16 protein-coding genes are annotated in these 17,229 nt (G+C 59.8%); 8 read left to right on the top strand and 8 right to left on the bottom strand.

Going from position 1 to position 17,229, the window contains the following annotated elements:
• Nucleotides 1-69 precede the first annotated feature (69 nt).
• Nucleotides 70-696 (top strand): glutathione S-transferase family protein, encoded by a 627-nt coding sequence (locus tag ACQZ45_RS26440; RefSeq protein ID WP_003516054.1) that lies wholly within the window; start codon nt 70-72, stop codon nt 694-696.
• 77 nt (nt 697-773) lie between these two features.
• Here ACQZ45_RS26440 and ACQZ45_RS26435 read toward each other — a convergent pair whose 3' ends face one another.
• The 3 genes from ACQZ45_RS26435 to recA all read right to left on the bottom strand — a co-directional run bounded on the left by ACQZ45_RS26435 (nt 774) and on the right by recA (nt 5,219).
• A complete protein-coding gene (locus ACQZ45_RS26435; protein WP_113291213.1) occupies nt 774-1,157 on the bottom strand; it encodes a VOC family protein in 384 nt (127 codons plus the stop codon).
• Between the two features lie 75 nt (nt 1,158-1,232).
• Nucleotides 1,233-3,896, bottom strand: a complete 2,664-nt coding sequence (alaS, locus tag ACQZ45_RS26430; RefSeq protein WP_448742617.1) for an alanine--tRNA ligase — start codon at nt 3,894-3,896, stop codon at nt 1,233-1,235.
• Nucleotides 3,897-4,127: 231 nt separating this feature from the next.
• A complete protein-coding gene (gene recA / locus ACQZ45_RS26425) occupies nt 4,128-5,219 on the bottom strand; it encodes a recombinase RecA (protein WP_003516062.1) in 1,092 nt (363 codons plus the stop codon).
• 246 nt (nt 5,220-5,465) lie between these two features.
• Between recA and ACQZ45_RS26420 the strand changes: the two genes are divergently transcribed.
• Nucleotides 5,466-6,407, top strand: coding sequence for a carbohydrate kinase family protein (locus tag ACQZ45_RS26420; protein WP_113291132.1), 942 nt, complete (start codon nt 5,466-5,468; stop codon nt 6,405-6,407).
• Nucleotides 6,408-6,437: 30 nt separating this feature from the next.
• The gene (locus ACQZ45_RS26415) at nt 6,438-7,361 is read left to right on the top strand and encodes a pseudouridine-5'-phosphate glycosidase (protein WP_065659254.1); all 924 of its coding nucleotides are present in this window, start codon (nt 6,438-6,440) and stop codon (nt 7,359-7,361) included.
• A gap of 202 nt (nt 7,362-7,563) precedes the next feature.
• On the opposite strand, the gene ACQZ45_RS26410 is transcribed toward ACQZ45_RS26415, so the two are convergent.
• Complete coding sequence (locus ACQZ45_RS26410; protein ID WP_003516065.1) at nt 7,564-9,792, bottom strand: OmpA family protein; 2,229 nt, start codon at nt 9,790-9,792, stop codon at nt 7,564-7,566.
• A gap of 341 nt (nt 9,793-10,133) precedes the next feature.
• On the opposite strand from ACQZ45_RS26410, the gene ACQZ45_RS26405 reads away from it, so the two are divergent.
• The 5 genes from ACQZ45_RS26405 to ACQZ45_RS26385 all read left to right on the top strand — a co-directional run bounded on the left by ACQZ45_RS26405 (nt 10,134) and on the right by ACQZ45_RS26385 (nt 13,996).
• Nucleotides 10,134-10,907 (top strand): ABC transporter substrate-binding protein, encoded by a 774-nt coding sequence (locus ACQZ45_RS26405; RefSeq protein WP_013636412.1) that lies wholly within the window; start codon nt 10,134-10,136, stop codon nt 10,905-10,907.
• Nucleotides 10,908-11,020: 113 nt separating this feature from the next.
• The gene (locus tag ACQZ45_RS26400; RefSeq protein WP_003516067.1) at nt 11,021-11,824 is read left to right on the top strand and encodes an ABC transporter permease; all 804 of its coding nucleotides are present in this window, start codon (nt 11,021-11,023) and stop codon (nt 11,822-11,824) included.
• The gene (locus ACQZ45_RS26395; RefSeq protein ID WP_113291133.1) at nt 11,821-12,651 is read left to right on the top strand and encodes an ABC transporter permease; all 831 of its coding nucleotides are present in this window, start codon (nt 11,821-11,823) and stop codon (nt 12,649-12,651) included. The genes ACQZ45_RS26400 and ACQZ45_RS26395 overlap by 4 nt, the downstream gene beginning before the upstream one ends.
• 168 nt (nt 12,652-12,819) lie before the next feature.
• On the top strand, nt 12,820-13,086 hold the full coding sequence (locus ACQZ45_RS26390; RefSeq protein ID WP_003516070.1) for an usg protein: 267 nt from the start codon (nt 12,820-12,822) through the stop codon (nt 13,084-13,086).
• An 85-nt stretch (nt 13,087-13,171) separates the two neighbouring features.
• A complete protein-coding gene (locus tag ACQZ45_RS26385; RefSeq protein ID WP_025593927.1) occupies nt 13,172-13,996 on the top strand; it encodes a class I SAM-dependent DNA methyltransferase in 825 nt (274 codons plus the stop codon).
• A gap of 95 nt (nt 13,997-14,091) precedes the next feature.
• Here ACQZ45_RS26385 and ACQZ45_RS26380 read toward each other — a convergent pair whose 3' ends face one another.
• The 4 genes from ACQZ45_RS26380 to ACQZ45_RS26365 all read right to left on the bottom strand — a co-directional run bounded on the left by ACQZ45_RS26380 (nt 14,092) and on the right by ACQZ45_RS26365 (nt 17,129).
• Nucleotides 14,092-15,057, bottom strand: coding sequence for an aliphatic sulfonate ABC transporter substrate-binding protein (locus ACQZ45_RS26380; RefSeq protein WP_097102961.1), 966 nt, complete (start codon nt 15,055-15,057; stop codon nt 14,092-14,094).
• A gap of 291 nt (nt 15,058-15,348) precedes the next feature.
• A complete protein-coding gene (locus tag ACQZ45_RS26375; RefSeq protein WP_003507846.1) occupies nt 15,349-15,837 on the bottom strand; it encodes an Lrp/AsnC family transcriptional regulator in 489 nt (162 codons plus the stop codon).
• A gap of 70 nt (nt 15,838-15,907) precedes the next feature.
• Entirely contained in the window at nt 15,908-16,543 is a 636-nt protein-coding gene (locus ACQZ45_RS26370; RefSeq protein ID WP_162736123.1) for a uracil-DNA glycosylase family protein, read from the bottom strand.
• Nucleotides 16,536-17,129: a thermonuclease family protein gene (locus ACQZ45_RS26365; protein ID WP_003516079.1), complete on the bottom strand. Its 594-nt coding sequence runs from the start codon at nt 17,127-17,129 to the stop codon at nt 16,536-16,538. The genes ACQZ45_RS26370 and ACQZ45_RS26365 overlap by 8 nt, the downstream gene beginning before the upstream one ends.
• Between the last annotated feature and the right edge of the window lie 100 nt (nt 17,130-17,229).

The raw sequence follows: 17,229 nt of genomic DNA, 5'->3' as shown, positions 1-17,229 counted from the left end.
CCGTGTCAGCGCGAACTGCGCGCGGGTTTTCAATGATGCTTTTGCAATTTTGCTTGGGGAGGCAAAGCAATGAGTGAATTGATCTTCTACACCAATCCCATGTCGCGCGGACGCATTGCGCGATGGATGCTCGAGGAAGTGGGCGTTCCCTACAAGACAGAGATACTGGGCTTCTCGACGTCGATGAAATCGCCGGCCTATCGGCTGATCAACCCGATGGCCAAGGTGCCCGCCATCAAACACGGCGACACCATTGTCACCGAAGCGGCAGCGATCTGCGCCTATCTGGCGGATGCCTTTCCGGGCGCCAACCTTGCGCCGACGCCCAAAGCGCGCGGACTTTATTACCGCTGGATGTTTTTTGCTGCCGGTCCGTTGGAAATGACAACCAGCATGAAGGCGATGGGGTTCGAGGTGCCGCAGGAAAAGCTGCGTATGGCTGGCTGCGGCAGCTATGCGGATGCGATCAACACGCTCGAACGTGCCGTCAGCGAAAACCGCTTCATTGCCGGCGATCACTTCACTGCGGCGGATGTCTATGTAGGTGCCCACGTCGGCTGGGGCCTGCAGTTCGGCACAATCGAAAAACGTCCGGCCTTCACGGACTATATGGCGCATCTGACCGACCGCCCCGCCTTCAAGCGGGCCACACAGCTTGACGAAGCGGCAGCGAAGGATATGCAGGCGGCGGGTTGAGGAAACTGACAGGCATTTCGCCTGAAAGCGGAGCACGAGCGCTTACAAGGGTCACAAAACGGATTTTGGAAGCGGGCTTATTCGTTGGGCTGGGCGAGTGGTTCGCCGATCTCGACTGCATGCCCGTCCGGATCATAAAAACGGAACACTCTCTGTCCCCATGCCTGCCGCTCAACGGGATGGGTCAACTCCACATGCGACGCAATATTCCGAAATGCCGCATCGACATCCTCATGTTCGAAATAGAGCAGCAGATTCCGTCTGCCGTAAGGTTTGTCCGTGTCCGGCGATGTCCGCCAGACCGTCTGTTCGAGCGAACGCCCATCATGGATTGCAAAGCCGCTTTCAAAGAGGACGAAATTTCCGAAATCGTCCAAAACCTTCAGGCCGAGCCTGTCACGATAAAACTCCCTGGAGCGGTTGATACCGCACACGAAAGGGATGGGATTTACAAAGCGCATCACGTTCCTTTCGGATTTCAACATCCAGAATCAAAAAGGCGGGGTAGAACCCCGCCTTTTTTCAATTCATCCAGATCAGGCCGCGAGCGCTGCCGCCACCGCGTTGATGGCGTCCTGTGCCTTGGCGCCATCGGGGCCGCCGGCCTGCGCCATATCCGGGCGTCCACCGCCGCCCTTGCCGCCGAGGGCCGCAGAGGCCGTGCGGACGATATCGACGGCGCTGAAACGGCCAGTTAGATCCTCGGTCACGGCAGCAACAGCACTTGCCTTGCCGTCTTCGGACACGGCGATCAGCAGCACGACGCCGGAGCCGATATTGGCCTTGGCTTCATCTGCAAGACCCTTGAGGTCTTTGGGATCGATGCCGGACAGGGATTTTGCGAGGAAATTGACGCCCGCAACCTGCTGTACGTCGTTTGCGCCGGCATCCGACGAGCCGCCGCCCATGGCGAGTTTCTTGCGGGCATCCGCAAGCTCGCGCTCCAGCTTCTTGCGCTCGTCGAGAAGTCCCTCGACACGCGACAGTACATCGCCCGGCTGAACCTTCAGCGACGACGCCAGTGCCTTTACGCGCTCATCCTGCTCGGAGAGATAGGCAAGCGCGCCCTGACCCGTTACGGCCTCAAGACGGCGCACGCCCGCACCGACGGCACTTTCGCCGAGAATGCGGATAAGGCCGATCTGGCCGGTTGCGGCAACATGGGTGCCGCCGCAAAGCTCGACCGAGTACGGACGGTTGGCCTTCGCACCGTGAACACCGGTGCCCATGGAGACAACGCGGACTTCATCGCCGTATTTTTCGCCAAACAGTGCCATAGCACCCTCGGCGATGGCGTCGTCAACGCTCATCAGACGCGTCACGACAGGCGAGTTCTGCAAGACGATCTCGTTTGCCATTTCTTCGACGACCTTCAGCTCCTCGGCCGACATCGGCTTCGGATGCGAAACGTCAAAGCGCAGACGCTCGGGTGCGACCAGCGAACCCTTCTGAGCAACGTGCGTACCAAGCACCTCGCGCAGCGCCTCATGCAGCAGGTGGGTGGCGGAGTGGTTGGCGCGCAGACGCGAGCGGCGGTCGTGATCGACCGTCAGCTGCACGGCGTCATCGAGCTTTAATCCACCCTTGGACACCGTGCCGGAATGCACGAAAAGGCCCTCGCCCTTTTTCTGGGTTTCTGAAACGGTAAAGGTGCCGTTATCGCCAGAGATTACGCCGGTATCGCCCATCTGACCGCCGGACTCGCCATAAAATGGCGTCTGGTTGACGACGATCTGAACCGTCTCGCCCTCGGCAGCACTATCCACCAACTTGCCGTCCTTGACGATCGCCTGAATAACGCCTTCGGCGGTTTCAGTGTCGTAACCAAGGAATTCGGTCGCGCCGAGCTTTTCCTTCAGTTCGAACCACACCGTTTCGGTCGCCTTGTCGCCGGAACCAGCCCAGTGCGAGCGTGCTTCCGCCTTCTGGCGCTGCATGGCATCGGTGAAGCCGGAAATATCGACGCCGATTTCGCGGGCGCGCAGCGCATCCTGCGTCAGATCGAGCGGGAAGCCATAGGTATCGTAAAGCTTGAAGGCGGTTTCGCCGTCCAGCATGTCGCCCTTGTGCAGGGTCGAAGTCGCGTCAGACAGCAGCGACAGGCCGCGTTCCAGCGTCTTGCGGAAACGGGTTTCCTCAAGCTTCAGCGTCTCGGAGATCAGCGCCTCGGCGCGAACCAGCTCCGGATAGGCGCGGCCCATCTGCTGTATCAGCGCCGGCAGCAGCTTGTAGATCAGCGGCTCGCGCGAACCGAGAAGCTCGGCATGGCGCATGGCACGGCGCATGATGCGGCGCAGAACGTAACCACGGCCCTCATTCGACGGCAGAACGCCATCGGCGATCAGGAAAGCGGAGGAGCGCAGATGGTCGGCAATGACGCGGTGGCTGGCGCGCTTCTCGCCCTCTGCCGGAACGCCGGTCGCTTCGACAGAGGCCGAAATCAGCGCCCGGAACAGATCGGTGTCGTAATTGTCGTGTTTGCCCTGCAACAACGCCGAAATGCGCTCGAGACCCATGCCGGTGTCGATAGAAGGGCGCGGAAGATCGATGCGCTCTTCCTTCGTCAGCTGCTCATATTGCATGAAGACGAGGTTCCAGATTTCGATGAAACGGTCGCCATCCTCTTCCGGCGAACCGGGCGGTCCGCCCCAGATATGATCGCCGTGGTCATAGAAGATTTCCGAGCAGGGACCGCACGGACCGGTATCGCCCATGGCCCAGAAATTATCGCTGGTCGGAATACGGATGATGCGATCGTCAGAGAAACCGGCGATCTTCTTCCAGAGATTAAAAGCCTCGTCGTCGGTGTGATAGACCGTGACCAGCAGACGGTTGCGATCGATGCCGAATTCCTTGGTGATCAGGTTCCAGGCATGGGTAATCGCCTCTTCCTTGAAATAGTCGCCAAAGGAGAAATTGCCGAGCATTTCGAAGAACGTATGGTGACGGGCCGTATAACCGACATTGTCGAGGTCGTTATGCTTGCCACCGGCGCGCACGCATTTCTGCGCCGAGGCGGCGGTGGAATAAGGACGGCTTTCGAGACCGGTGAAGACGTTCTTGAACTGCACCATGCCGGCATTGGTGAACATCAGCGTCGGATCGTTGCGCGGCACCAGCGGGCTGGAGGGCACAATCTCGTGTCCGTTCTTCTTGAAGTAGTCGAGAAAGGTCGACCGAATTTCATTCACACCGCTCATGCCCACACACCGCTCACAGCTGGAGTCCATCACCGCCATCCCGAATGATGGCTATCTTGCAAAATCAAAGGCTTTTATCGTCCGCATCCTGCCCTGTCCAGCCATGGAGGCGCACCAAGGCGTCTAGGCAAAGAAAAAGGGCCACGCGAGGAAAATCGCACGACCCTTTTGATCCATACCGGCTCATGCCGGCAAAGCCACCGGACGCGAACGCCCGGACCTTCGAATGCATCAGCCCTCGTCGGGACCGTCGTCGCTTTCGCCAGCTTCCGGGCCGCCATTTTGCAGGAACCGATCGGCGATCAGACCGGCGTTCTGGCGCAGCGCCAGTTCGATCTCGCTTGCCATTTCCGGATTGTCGCGCAGGAAGGTCTTGGCATTTTCACGCCCCTGCCCCAAACGCTGGCTGTTATAGGAGAACCATGCACCGGATTTCTCGACGATACCGGCTTTCACGCCGAGATCGACAAGCTCGCCGGTCTTGGAAACACCTTCGCCATACATGATGTCGAATTCCACCTGTTTGAAAGGCGGTGCCATCTTGTTCTTGACGACCTTGACGCGGGTCTGGTTGCCGACAACCTCTTCACGCTCCTTGACGGCGCCGATACGGCGAATGTCGAGACGCACCGAGGCGTAGAATTTAAGCGCATTACCACCCGTCGTCGTTTCCGGCGAACCGAACATGACGCCGATCTTCATGCGGATCTGGTTGATGAAGATCACCATGCACTTCGACTTGGAGATCGAGGCGGTCAGCTTGCGCAGCGCCTGGCTCATCAGACGTGCCTGAAGGCCCGGCAGGCTGTCGCCCATCTCACCTTCGATTTCGGCACGCGGCGTCAGCGCCGCAACCGAGTCCACCACCAGAATGTCGACGGCACCGGAGCGCACCAGCGTATCGGTGATTTCAAGCGCCTGCTCGCCCGTATCCGGCTGCGAGATCAGAAGGTTCTGCAAATCCACACCGAGCTTGCGGGCATAGACCGGATCGAGCGCGTGCTCGGCATCCACGAAGGCGCAGATGCCGCCCTTCTTCTGGGCTTCCGCGATCGTCTGCAACGCAAGCGTCGTCTTACCGGAGCTTTCCGGGCCGTAAATCTCAACGATACGCCCCTTCGGCAGGCCGCCGATACCGAGCGCTATATCCAGGCTGAGAGAACCCGTCGAAATGGTCTCTACTTCAACCACGTTTTCATTGGAACCGAGCTTCATGATCGATCCCTTGCCGAACGACCGTTCGATCTGGGAGAGCGCCGCTTCCAGTGCCTTGCTTTTATCCACCGATTTATCCTCTACGAGACGCAAAGAATTTTGTGCCATCCGATCCACCTTTAGGTTATTGAAGCCGCACAGGCAATGAAGCAGTATGGAAATAGGATGTACTCTATTTGTTCTCATATCGCAAGGCGCAGCCAGCATATTGAAAACAAATAGCGATAAGTGGTTTGTTCTGCTTTCGTTTTTCCGTGTCCGGCCTATCGCTGCGGACCGGATGTGAAGGGGAACAAACAGAAGATTGGGACGAATCGTCCACCTTTTCCATTCGCGAAAGAGGGAAACACAAGAGTGAAGAAAATACTCGTTCTGGGCGGCGCGCATATAGACAGGCGCGGCATGATCGAGACTGAAACGGCGCCCGGCGCCAGCAATCCTGGCTCATGGATGGAAGAGGCTGGCGGCGGCGGTTTCAATGCGGCGCGCAATCTTTCCCGGCTCGGTTTTGCCGTCCGTATCATTGCACCGCGCGGCGGCGACGTGACCGGCGAAGCGGTGGCGGAGGCAGCAAGGCAGGCGGGCGTGGAAGATACGCCCTTCGTTTTCCTCGATCGCCGCACGCCAAGCTACACCGCCATTCTGGAGCGCGACGGCAATCTTGTCATCGCACTTGCGGATATGGATCTTTACAAGCTGTTTTCGCCGCGCCGCCTCAAAGTTCGCGCGGTGCGTGACGCGATTACCGCGAGCGACCTTCTGCTTTGCGATGCCAATCTGCCGGAGGATACGTTGAAGGCGCTCGGTCTCATTGCCCGCGCCTGCCAAAAGCCGCTCGCGGCCATCGCCATTTCGCCCGCCAAGGCGGTGAAGCTGAAGGACATGCTCGCCGATATCGACATTCTCTTCATGAACGAGGCAGAGGCGCGCGCGCTGACGGGACAGACGGCAGACAATGTTCGCGACTGGCCGGGTATTCTCCGCAGGGTCGGCCTTGCTGGCGGCGTCATCACCCGTGGGGCAAGCGAAGTGGTAGCCTTCAACGCGACGCAAACCGCAAGCCTCCACCCACCCATCATCCGCGAGGTGAAAGACGTAACCGGCGCCGGAGACGCCATGGCGTCAGGTTATCTCGCGGCGATTGCGGAGGGCAAAACCATCGCTGAGGCCCTGCGACTGGGTGCCGCGGCGGCCGCCATCACCGTGCAATCGCCTTTCGCCACCGCCCAAGACCTGTCAAAAGACAGTGTCGAGACCATGTTGGGGCTTGTCCCCAAGGCCGAAATGCTGGCATGAACCCGTTTTTTATAGTCTGGAACAAACAGAATGACCCGCCCCATCTCCCCGCTCCTGCCCATCGTCTATTCGCAAGAGGTTGCCGCTGCCAAACAGCGCGGCGCGCCGATCGTCGCGCTGGAATCGACCATCATCACCCACGGCATGCCCTATCCCGGCAATATCGAGATGGCTGAAGGCGTCGAACAGATCATCCGCGATCAGGGAGCCGTTCCGGCAACCATCGCCGTCATTCACGGCACGCTGCATATCGGCCTCGAGAAGGAGCAGCTCGAAGCGCTTGCCCAGACCACCGACGCCATGAAGGTCTCGCGCGCCGATATTGCCTTTGCGATTGCCGAGCGCCGCACCGGTGCCACGACAGTGGCAGCCACCATGATTGCCGCTGCCCGCGCCGGCATCCGCGTTTTCGCCACCGGCGGCATCGGCGGTGTGCACAAGGGCGCGGAGGAGACCTTCGATATTTCCGCCGATCTGACCGAGCTTGCCAAAACCGGCGTGATCGTCGTCTGCGCCGGCGCCAAGGCCATTCTTGACATCCCGAAGACGCTGGAAGTTCTCGAAACCAACGGCGTGCCTGTCGTGACTTTCGGTTCGGAAGAGTTCCCGGCTTTCTGGTCGCGTTCTTCGGGCCTTCCCAGCCCGCTGTCGCTCAACAGCCCTGCAGCCATCGCCAATTTCCAGACGACCCGCGAACAGCTCGGCATCGATGGCGGTATGCTGATTGCCAATCCCGTGCCGGAAGAGGACGAAATTCCGCGCGAGGAGATGGAAATCTACATCAATCGCGCCATTTCCCACGCCGAGCGCGAGGAAATCACCGGCAAGGCCGTCACGCCCTTCCTGCTCGGCGATATCTTCCGCCTGACCGACGGCCGCAGCCTCGCGACCAATATCGCGCTGGTACGCAACAATGCCCAACTCGCCGCAGAGATTGCTGTGGCGCTTAACTAAGCGTTAGAGGCTGGATTATCCTCAAATTTGAGGATGATGGCAGGGTGAGAAGCATCCCAGTCATGCCGGATTTGATCACGCCGGACCCCGGATCTGGTCCGGCGTTACGGATAATGTGTCGGCCTGGGAACTTTGCTACCAATAAAAAAGCCCGGAAAGCTTTGCGCTTTCCGGGCTTTCATTTTTCAGTTCCTGAACCTTATCAGTTCTGGGCGACCGGTCTTACCAGCGGTGTCACGCGGCGGATGGTGACGCGGCGGTTCTGCTGTTCCGGGCCGAGTGTCTGAACCTTCAGGTAACGCTCGCCGTAGCCTTGCGTCGCCAGGTTTTCCGGCGGAATGCCGTAAACATCGGTCAGGACATTAGCGACGGAAGCGGCACGCTCGTCGGAAAGAACGAGGTTGCTTTCATCCGAACCAACGGCATCGGTGTGGCCTTCGATCAGGAAGGTTTCCGCCGGGTTCTTTGCCAGCGCCTTGTTGATCGCATCCGCTACCTTCCGCAGCGAACGGGCCTGCGCCATCGGAATGTCAGCGCTTCCAGTGGCAAATGTGATCGTATCGAGGTCGATACGGCGCACCTTGTCGCGGATACGGGCCGAATAACGCACTTCATCCAGCGAGTAGACACGCTCCACCGGCTCGACCGGCGGCTGCTCCAGGAAGCGGTAATAATCGCGGTCCGGATCGCTCGACGTGTCGATGATGTAGTCACGAACCGGAATGCGCAGACGCATCGGCGGCAGGTCGAGGCCGGGATCGCGATAGACATATTCACGGTCCGGTTCGTCCATCAGTTCCGGTGCATAGAACAGAACATATTCCCGGCCACGGTCGTCGATGCGCGAACGCTGGATGACGTCGCCATAGCGGTTGCGGATCGTCACCACCTGCGTGCCGTCGCGACGCTCGACGGTCTCGCGGACACGTCCGCCGGGCAGGCGCTCGTAATAGGGCTCGCCGCCATCGCGGATGAAGCGCTGATTGTCGTCGCCGCGCACAACCACGCGGTCGCCAAACTGCAGGATGATCGGCGCATCGCGATCCTGATCGCGCCGGCCGCCTTCGCGCGGCTGCCATTCCCGCGCACCTTCCGGCCGGTCATATTGCGGACGGCGGTCGACACGCTCGCCCTGCTGAGAGGTAATCGCCTCCATCTTCACGGGCGGCGGAGCCTTGCCTCCGGCAGCACCGGCGCGCTGCGCTTCGGCGTCGGAAGTCGGCACCTTCACGTCACCGGCCTGCTCACGCTCGCGGCGGCGTTGCTCGCGTGCCTGGTTGTTACCGGAGCGCTCCACTTCCTTGTCGCTGTCGAGAACGGCGGCACCCTTGTCGACGGGCAGAATGACGGTGTCGGCAGTCTTGGACGGGTCCTTGGCGATAGCCTTGGCCTTGTCCAGTTCCTGCTTCGTCGTCGGAGGCGCTTCCGTCTGCGGAATGGCGACCTGATTAGGGACGGCTTCGCCGGCAGGCGCCTGTCCTGTCGTGGCACCGCTTGGCGGCGGAGGTGTCGGAGTACCCGGCAGCGGCGCTGCAGGCTCCGTCTTGCCCTGGCCTTCTACCGGCTGCTTTTCAGAAGGCTGCTGGCCGGGCGCAGGATTGGGCTGAGCTTCCGGAGCCGGTGGCCGTGCCGGTGTCGGCGCTTCCGTTGGAACAGGAGCCTCCTTTACAGCTGGTTCAGGAGCCGCTGGCTTTTTCTCTGGAACGGCCTTTTCGGCGGGTTCCGATTTCGGTTCCGGTGCTGGAGCGGGCGCCTTTTCCTCTACCGGCTTTTTCTCGGCGGCGGGCTCGCGCTGTTTCGCCGGCTGCTCGGTATTTTCTGGGCGTGCGGCTGGCTGTTCGGCCGCCGGCTCCGGCTTGCGCGGACGTGCGGGGCGTTGCTCGCCCTCGCCTGCCGGCTGCTCGGCTCTAGCCGGTTTGCGCGGCCGTTCCTGCGGCTGCTGCTCGGCGGGTGCAGGTGCGGCTTCGGGCTCAGGCTGCGGACGCTGCTTGCGGGCGGGTGGCTGTTCAGCTGGCGCCGGTTCCGGCTGGGCTTCGCGCTGCTGCGGCTGCCGTTTCGGTTCTGGCTGAGGCTCGCGTTGCGGCTCGGGCTGAGCTTCACGCTTGGGTTCAGGACGCGGTTCGGCCGGTGCAGCTTCAGCCTTCGGCTGTTCGCGCTGCGGTTCCGGAGCCTGCTCCTGCTTTTTCGGCTCTGGCTCTGGCTTCGGCTGCGCCTCTTCTGCTTGCTGGCGTTGCTTGCGCAGCAGCTCTTCCGGGTTCTGCTCCTCCGCCTGCGGCTGCGCCTGCGCCAATATCACCGGGGCCTGTGCCTGGGGCATTTGCGTTTGCGTCCGTGCGGCGCCGGCATAACCGGCGGCGGCCGGCTCCACCGCGATCGCCAGCGACATGAGGGGGAAAACCACCCCCGTCAGCAATGTGTTCTTCTTCAGCATCGGTGCTTCCTCATCTGCCAATCGTTGTACGCCGCTTATGCCGCGACATTGTGAATCCGGCCGCGCGTGCAGGCGCTGGTCAACGCCTTGCATACGCTTCGGTTCCCATGATGACCAAAGCGTTCTGTACCGGAAATGAACAGATCAAGGCCATTTCGTGAAAGCTCCGCGACGAAAAAGAGGGCGCTAATATTGCAGTTGCATTTTTTGACCAACCGGACGAATAATTGCCGCGCGCTGAAGGCCACGAATGGCAACCCGTTCTGTTGCGCCTGCGCTCACGACGTCCGCACTGAAAACAACAACAGACTGCGGATGAACGACCAAAAGAGAGGATCGAAATGCCTATTTCCACCCGTCTGCTCGCAGCCGTATCGATTGCCGCCATCTCCCTGTTTTCCGGCGCGGCCCTCGCGCAGGACAAGATCGTCATCGGCACGGAAGGCGCCTACCCGCCCTTCAACAATCTGGAAGCCGACGGTACGTTGACCGGCTTCGACATCGACATCGCCAAGGCGCTGTGCGTCGAAATGAAGGCTGAATGCACCTTCGTCACCAATGACTGGGACGGCATCATCCCCGCCCTGCAGGCAAAGAAGTTCGACGCCATCATCGCGTCCATGTCGATCACGCCGGAGCGTCTCCAGAAGGTCGATTTCTCCAAGAAATATTACAACACCCCGCCGGCAATCGCCGTACCGAAGGACTCGCCGATCAAGTCCGTCGACGACCTGAAGGGCAAGTCGCTCGGCGCGCAGGGTTCCACGACCCACTCCAACTATGCCGAAAAGCACTTCCCGGGTTCCGACCTGAAAATGTACCCGACCGCCGACGAATATAAGCTCGACATCTCCAACGGCCGCATCGACGCCGTCATCGACGATATCGTCGTCCTGTCGGAGTGGCTGAAATCGGATGCAGGCAAGTGCTGCAAGATCCTGACGCCGCTTCCGGTGGATGTCGAGATCAACGGCAATGGTGCAGGCGTAGCCGTTCGCAAGGGCGATACCGCGCTCGCCGACAAGTTCACGGCTGCCATCGCCGGCATCCGCGCCAACGGCAAGTACCAGGAAATCAACAAGAAATACTTTGATTTCGACGTTTACGGCCAGTAAGCGGCGCGTCGCCTGTTGAAATCTGGTGGCGGAAGGCTTGCCCTTCCGCCATTTTTGTTTGAAAACGTAACCATAACAATCACGGCGGCTTAAGACCGCGGGGGAAAACTGGCATGAGCGGAGCATTTTCCGCCATAGGTGCGTTCTGGACCTATGTCTCGACACTTCTCGACCCTTTCTGTGGGCCGGTCGGTCTCTTCACGCTTTTCGGAAACGGCACCCTCGTCACCTGTGGCGATGCCGGCTGGGGCGACGAAATCGCCTTCGGCGTCAAGGTCACGATCTCGCTGGCGCTCGCCACCCTGCCCGTCGGGCTTGTGATCGGTTTCCTCATTGCGCTCGCCGCGCAATCGGAGGAAAAATCGCTGCGGCTGGCGGCCGGTGTCTATACCACCATCTTCCGTGGCCTGCCGGAACTCCTGACGCTGTTCATCGTCTATTACGGCATACAGATGCTGCTGCAATCGGCCGCCGGTTATGTCGGGATAACAGGCCCGGTAGAGATCAACGCCTTCGTGGCGGGCATGGTTGCGCTGTCAGTGGTGTTTTCGTCCTATTCCTCGGAAGTGTTGCTATCTGCCTTCAAGGCCATCCCAAAGGGCCAATATGAGGCGGGCCATGCACTCGGCCTCTCGCGCGGCCACACCATGGTGCTTGTCATCATTCCGCAGCTGGTCAGGATCGCCCTGCCCGGCATGACCAACCTTTGGGTCATCCTGCTCAAGGATACCTCTTACGTCTCGATCATCGGCCTTGCCGATATCGTGCGCCAGACCGGCATCGCTGCCCGCGTCAGCAAGGAAGCCTTCTTCTTCTACGGCATCGCCTGTCTGCTCTACCTCATCCTCGCTCTGCTCTCCTCCATCGGCATCGGCTTCATCGATCGCTGGTCGCGCAAGTCGGAGGCAAGCCGATGAGCCATATTCAGGAACTCATTCCGCCGCGCCCCGCGCCGGTTGCCACAGACAAGCCCCTCAACATATCGCGCGTCGTCGGCATCGCCGTCATAACGCTCTGGCTGCTGCTGGCCGCCGGGCTGATCTTTGCGATGATCGAAGGCTGGGACTGGGCGAAATTCGAACGTTACGGGCCGCGTTATATCGATGGCCTCATCACCACCATTACGCTGGTTGGCAGTTCGATCATCCTCGGCGCACTTCTCTCGGTGCCGATCGCCTTCGCCCGCATGTCGGAAAATCGCGTCATCAGCGCGCTGGCCTATGCCTATGTCTACGTCTTTCGCAGCACCCCGCTGCTGGCGCAGCTTTTCCTGATCTATTACGGCCTCGGCAGTTTCCGTCAGGGGCTGGAAACCGTTGGCCTGTGGTGGTTCTTCCGCGAGGCCTGGTATTGCGGCCTCTTGTCGCTCACCCTCAACACCGCCGCCTATCAGGCCGAAATTCTGAGGGGCGCGATCCGAAGCGTGCCACGCGGCCAGATTGAAGGTGCCGCCTCGCTCGGCCTGTCGAAATTCATCACCTTCCGCAAGGTCATTCTGCCGCAGGCCCTCATCGTGGCTCTGCGCCCCTACGGCAACGAGATCATCCTGATGATCAAGGGTTCGGCAGTGGTCTCCATCGTCACGGTCTTCGACCTGATGGGACAGACGCGCTACGCCTTCTCCCGCACATTCGATTATCAGGCCTATCTCTGGGCGGCGATCTTCTACCTGACGATCGTCGAGACGCTCCGGCATGTCTGGGCATGGCTCGAAGCCCGCCTGACACGCCATCTCAAGCGCTAGGGACACCGTTGGCAGCACTCAATAGAGAAGACTGCCAACATTTTGAAAAATATAACTATTTTGTGACAACCCAGACCTTTGGCAAGGTTGGGTTAACCCTGTCGTGTTCCCATATCAGATACAGCGACAACGCTGTGATCGGCAATCATGAGAACGGGAACAGCCGACATGAACAAGGAAATGGAAATGATGCTGAGGGGCTACGGCCTCACCACCGCCCAGATTTTTTATCGCATGCCGGACCATCCGCTGGTTCTCCAGACCTATGTCTGGCAGGACTATGATCTCGCCCCGGATTTCCCCGAAATGCACGGTTTCCTCAAATTCTGGCAGGAAAAGCTAGACGGTCCGTTGCACTCGGTCCGCTACGTACACCGGCAGGTTATCTCGGCGCAGGAATGGCGCGCATTGAAAGGAGAGTTCATTCTCCACTGAGGCCCATCGCCACATAAAGCATTGCGCCCATCCGTCTTGCGGCTTACAGCAGACTTCAACTGAAGATGCTGACGGATACCGCACGATGACGAAGAACCAGAAAATTGACGAAGAGGCGCTTGCCGAAGCCTATAACCGCGCGCTCGCGCTTGAAAAAGCCGGCGATGTTGACGCGGCGGTGAAGGCCTATGAAGAGGTTCTGGCCATCGACCCGGACGATCATGGCGGCGCAGCCGTTCGCATCGCCGCCATGGGCCGCGGCGAACCGCCTTCCAAAGCGCCCGACGCCTATGTCGAAACCCTGTTCGACCAGCACGCCGAAGCCTTCGAGGATATTCTTGTCGAACAGCTCGGTTATGCAGTGCCGATGATGGTGCGCCAGCGCCTGCAAACGCTCGATCTCGGCCCCTTCAAGCGCCTGCTCGATCTCGGCTGCGGCACCGGCCTCACCGGCGAAGCGCTGCGCGACATGGCTGATGACATCACCGGCATCGACATTTCCGAAAACATGGTCGAGATCGCCCACGAGAAGGACCTCTACGAGACGCTCTATGTCGCCGAAGCCGAGGACTTTCTCGAAGACAATGACGACGAGCCCTTCGACATCATCACCGCAACCGATGTGCTGCCCTATCTCGGCGCGCTGGAACCGCTGTTTTTCGGCGCCGCTGAAAACCTCGTCCCTGGTGGCCTGCTGATCTTCTCGTCGGAAACGCTGCCCGAAGCAACCATGGCCGGACGCCCCTATATGGTAGGCCCGCACCAGCGTTTCGCCCACGCCGAAACCTATGTTCGGGAAAGACTGGCAGCGACCGGTTTCGACATAGTCGAAGTCACCGACATCAACGTGCGCATGCAGGACGGCAACCCCACACCCGGCCATCTGGTGATTGCCAGGCTCAAGGGCTAAGGTAGAGGCAAGCGCTCCTGACATGGAGCGCTTGCCTGAATCAATCTCTCAGCAACAACAGCCAGACGATTGAAGAGCCTCAGCTTTCGCCCGGCTCAACTCGCTTTCGGACGCCAGACGATATCGGTAACCTTGAGTTTCTTCGGCACGATTTTCAGATCGTAGAACTCGTCGGCCAGCGCCTGCTGATAGCTGATGGCCTCATCCGAAACCAGCGAGACACGCCCCAGATCCGCTCCCGGACGCGTCAGCGACACCTTGGTTACATCCTGCGGGACGCCGGTTATCGCCGCCAGCAATTTTGCAGTCTCATCGATATTGGCCTGAGCCTTTGCGCCGACGCTTGCGAGTTCCTTAAGGATCAGCGGCACGAGGTCGGGATTGCTTTCCACGAAGTCGCCATTGGCGAGGAAATAGCTCCAGGGATCGACAATACCTTCGGCAGTCGCGAGAACTCGTGTCGTCGGCTCCTTTTCCGCCACGGCAAAATAAGGATCCCAGATCGACCAGGCATCGATGCTGCCGCTGCGGAAAGCGGCCGCCGCATCCGGCGGGGCAAGGTCGATGGATGTTATGTCGTTCAGCGTCAGACCGGCCTTTCGCAATGCTTTGACAGTAACGTTATGAGCGCTGGAGCCGCGCTTGAACGCCACCTTCTTGCCCTTGAGGTCGGCCAGCGTCTTCAGCGGCGAATCCTTCTGCACAAGGATTGCCGATCCGCCGGCGGCGCCCTTGTAAGTTCCCACATAGCGCAGATTGCCACCGGCAGCCTGCGCGAAAAGCGGAGGCACATCGCCCGTCGGTCCGATATCCAGCGCACCTGCGCCCAGCGCTTCAAGAAGCGGCGGCCCGGAGGAGAACTCCGACCATTTGACCTCAATGCCGCGATCCTTCAACAGCGCTTCAAGCGCGCCCTGGCTCTTTGCCAACGCGATCACGCCATTCTTCTGCCAGCCGATCCGTAATGTGGTGGTCGCGGCTCCAGCCCGCCGGATATGCGGCAGGAACGCCGCCCCCGTTGCACCCGCAATCAGTCCCAATGTTCCGCGTCGTGTGAGCATGTGGATATCCTTCGCTGTTGCCATCATCAGATATACAAAGCGTAGATATTCGAGTGATTTTATCAAAATCCCACTTTGCGCGGCGCGAGTGCAAAGAGAATTGAATGTGCTAATTTGCCGTCGCAGGCGGAATAAGATTGCCTGGCCGCCTCGGCACGCCAGGAGTGTGCATTCCCCGGACAACCGCCGGATGGCCGACTTGAGTGCTTGCGGAAAAGCAAACTGCCCAACGAAAAATGCCCTCCCCGGCAGCCGGAAAGGGCATTGTTCAAAAAGCCTGATCAGCTGGAATCATTCCTCGCCGGATTTGGGATTATCCAGCAGCATGTAATCGAGCGGCAGTTCCGTCGTATATTTGATCTGTTCCATCGCAAAGGCAGACGACACGTCACGAATCTCGATCTTGGCGATCATCCGCTTGTAGAAGGCATCGTAGGCCGCGATGTCAGGCACGACAACGCGCAGCAGATAATCGACATCGCCGCTCATGCGGTAAAACTCGACGACTTCGGGGAACTCGGACACCACCTCGGAAAACCGCTTCAGCCATTCGATGGAATGGGAGGCAGTGCGGATGGAGACGAAAACGGTGACCTTGGTGTTGACCTTGACCGGATCCAGCAGCGCCACGCGCCGGCGGATGACACCGTCCTCTTCCATCTTCTGGATACGCCGCCAACAGGGCGTCGTGGAAAGGCCGACCTTTTTCGCCAGATCAGCGACAGCCAGCGTGGAATCCTCTTGCAGAATGCGCAAAATCTTACGGTCTAGGCGATCCAATGCGTCTACCCTCCTGAATTAATTTCCTTTCAATACACTAATTTTTAGAGAAAAACAGAAAATTGTTTCACTAAAGTCGCATTTCCACATGTTCTCGCAGAACAGGAAGCAGCTCCTCGGTAAACCACGGATTCTTTTTCAGCCAGCCGGTGTTGCGCCAGCTCGGATGAGGCAGCGGCAAAATGGCCGGTCCCGAATTTGAATGAAAATAGCTGCGCCAGTCGTACACGGTCTCGGTCATGGTTTTCCGCCGTCTTTCGCCGAGATGAAATGCCTGGGCATATTGACCGATGGCAAGGACCAGCTCCACCTGCGGCATCGCCACCAGCACCTTCTCCCGCCATTGCGGCGCACATTCGCGTCGAGGCGGCAGGTCACTGCCCTTGTCGTCATAGCCGGGGAAACAGAACCCCATGGGCACGATGGCGAAGCGGTCCGGATCGTAGAATGTCTCACGATCAACACTCAGCCATTGGCGCAGCCTGTCGCCGGAGGCATCGTTGAAAGGCACACCCGTTTCATGCACGCGAAGCCCGGGCGCCTGCCCTGCAATCAGGATACGCGCCTTGGTCGACATCACCAGGACCGGTCGGGGTTCGTGCGGCAGGCGTCCGTAGGTCGGGGTGTCGCGACAGATGCGACAGAGGGCAATCGCGCCCCTCAGCCCGTCGTCATTCATCGGCAGGGCTCGATCCGCCTCAGCCATGATTCCATCCCAGAAGATGACGGATGATGGTGAGGAAACCCGCGGCGGGCGTTTGCAAATCCGCTGCGCGATGTTCGCGCCGCCACTCCGCCGGTTTTTCGAATTCTCCGGCCCATATGCCGCGAGCTTCTTTGCGCGCCAGCGCCTGTTCGCCGGAGAACTGGAAATAACCTGACGCGATGGCAAAACCCGACGCCACCATTTCCGAGGACACGTCCCGGTCTCCCGCCGAGCAATAGACCAGCAGACGTCCGTAACGGTCCCTGGAACTGCCGGAACAGGAAAAGGTCGTGCCTTCGATCATCTGTTGCAGAACGCGGCGCGCCTCCGCGCCGCATGGCCAGGTTTCGCTGCCGCGCCGGCACGTCTGCGAAAGCTCCGGCGCATCGATGCCGAGCAGCCGGAACCGGTCCTCGCCCTTTGAAAGCGTATCGCCATCGATCACAAAGAAACGGCCGGTATGGGTCTCGCTATTGATCTGATCGAGCTTGGCGGCAATCAGAATGCCGAGAAAAACGGTGGCAAGGAAAAGCCCGCCGTCGCGAAACGTCGAGAAAAAGCCGCGCCTGCCTCCATTTCGTCTCATGTCACAACAAACCCTTGTCAGAAATGGCAAACAAATCCTTTCACGGCAGCATCTTCTTAAGATTTTGTGCGTAGCCTGCAAAGGGTTCATGTCACCTGCG

This window comes from Agrobacterium sp. 16-2014-1-2a, assembly GCF_053522705.1.
Note: the sequence above shows the minus strand (reverse complement) of the source record. Positions and strands in the feature narration are given on the sequence as shown.

Bases quoted from the DNA above. Each gene is read 5' to 3' on its own strand.
- ACQZ45_RS26440 (WP_003516054.1), top strand. From the start codon at position 70: ATGAGTGAATTGATCTTCTACACCAATCCCATGTCGCGCGGACGCATT.
- ACQZ45_RS26435 (WP_113291213.1), bottom strand. From the start codon at position 1,157: ATGCGCTTTGTAAATCCCATCCCTTTCGTGTGCGGTATCAACCGCTCC.
- alaS (WP_448742617.1), bottom strand. From the start codon at position 3,896: ATGAGCGGTGTGAATGAAATTCGGTCGACCTTTCTCGACTACTTCAAG.
- recA (WP_003516062.1), bottom strand. From the start codon at position 5,219: ATGGCACAAAATTCTTTGCGTCTCGTAGAGGATAAATCGGTGGATAAA.
- ACQZ45_RS26415 (WP_065659254.1), top strand. From the start codon at position 6,438: ATGACCCGCCCCATCTCCCCGCTCCTGCCCATCGTCTATTCGCAAGAG.
- ACQZ45_RS26410 (WP_003516065.1), bottom strand. From the start codon at position 9,792: ATGCTGAAGAAGAACACATTGCTGACGGGGGTGGTTTTCCCCCTCATG.
- ACQZ45_RS26405 (WP_013636412.1), top strand. From the start codon at position 10,134: ATGCCTATTTCCACCCGTCTGCTCGCAGCCGTATCGATTGCCGCCATC.
- ACQZ45_RS26400 (WP_003516067.1), top strand. From the start codon at position 11,021: ATGAGCGGAGCATTTTCCGCCATAGGTGCGTTCTGGACCTATGTCTCG.
- ACQZ45_RS26395 (WP_113291133.1), top strand. From the start codon at position 11,821: ATGAGCCATATTCAGGAACTCATTCCGCCGCGCCCCGCGCCGGTTGCC.
- ACQZ45_RS26390 (WP_003516070.1), top strand. From the start codon at position 12,820: ATGAACAAGGAAATGGAAATGATGCTGAGGGGCTACGGCCTCACCACC.
- ACQZ45_RS26385 (WP_025593927.1), top strand. From the start codon at position 13,172: ATGACGAAGAACCAGAAAATTGACGAAGAGGCGCTTGCCGAAGCCTAT.
- ACQZ45_RS26380 (WP_097102961.1), bottom strand. From the start codon at position 15,057: ATGCTCACACGACGCGGAACATTGGGACTGATTGCGGGTGCAACGGGG.
- ACQZ45_RS26370 (WP_162736123.1), bottom strand. From the start codon at position 16,543: ATGGCTGAGGCGGATCGAGCCCTGCCGATGAATGACGACGGGCTGAGG.
- ACQZ45_RS26365 (WP_003516079.1), bottom strand. From the start codon at position 17,129: ATGAGACGAAATGGAGGCAGGCGCGGCTTTTTCTCGACGTTTCGCGAC.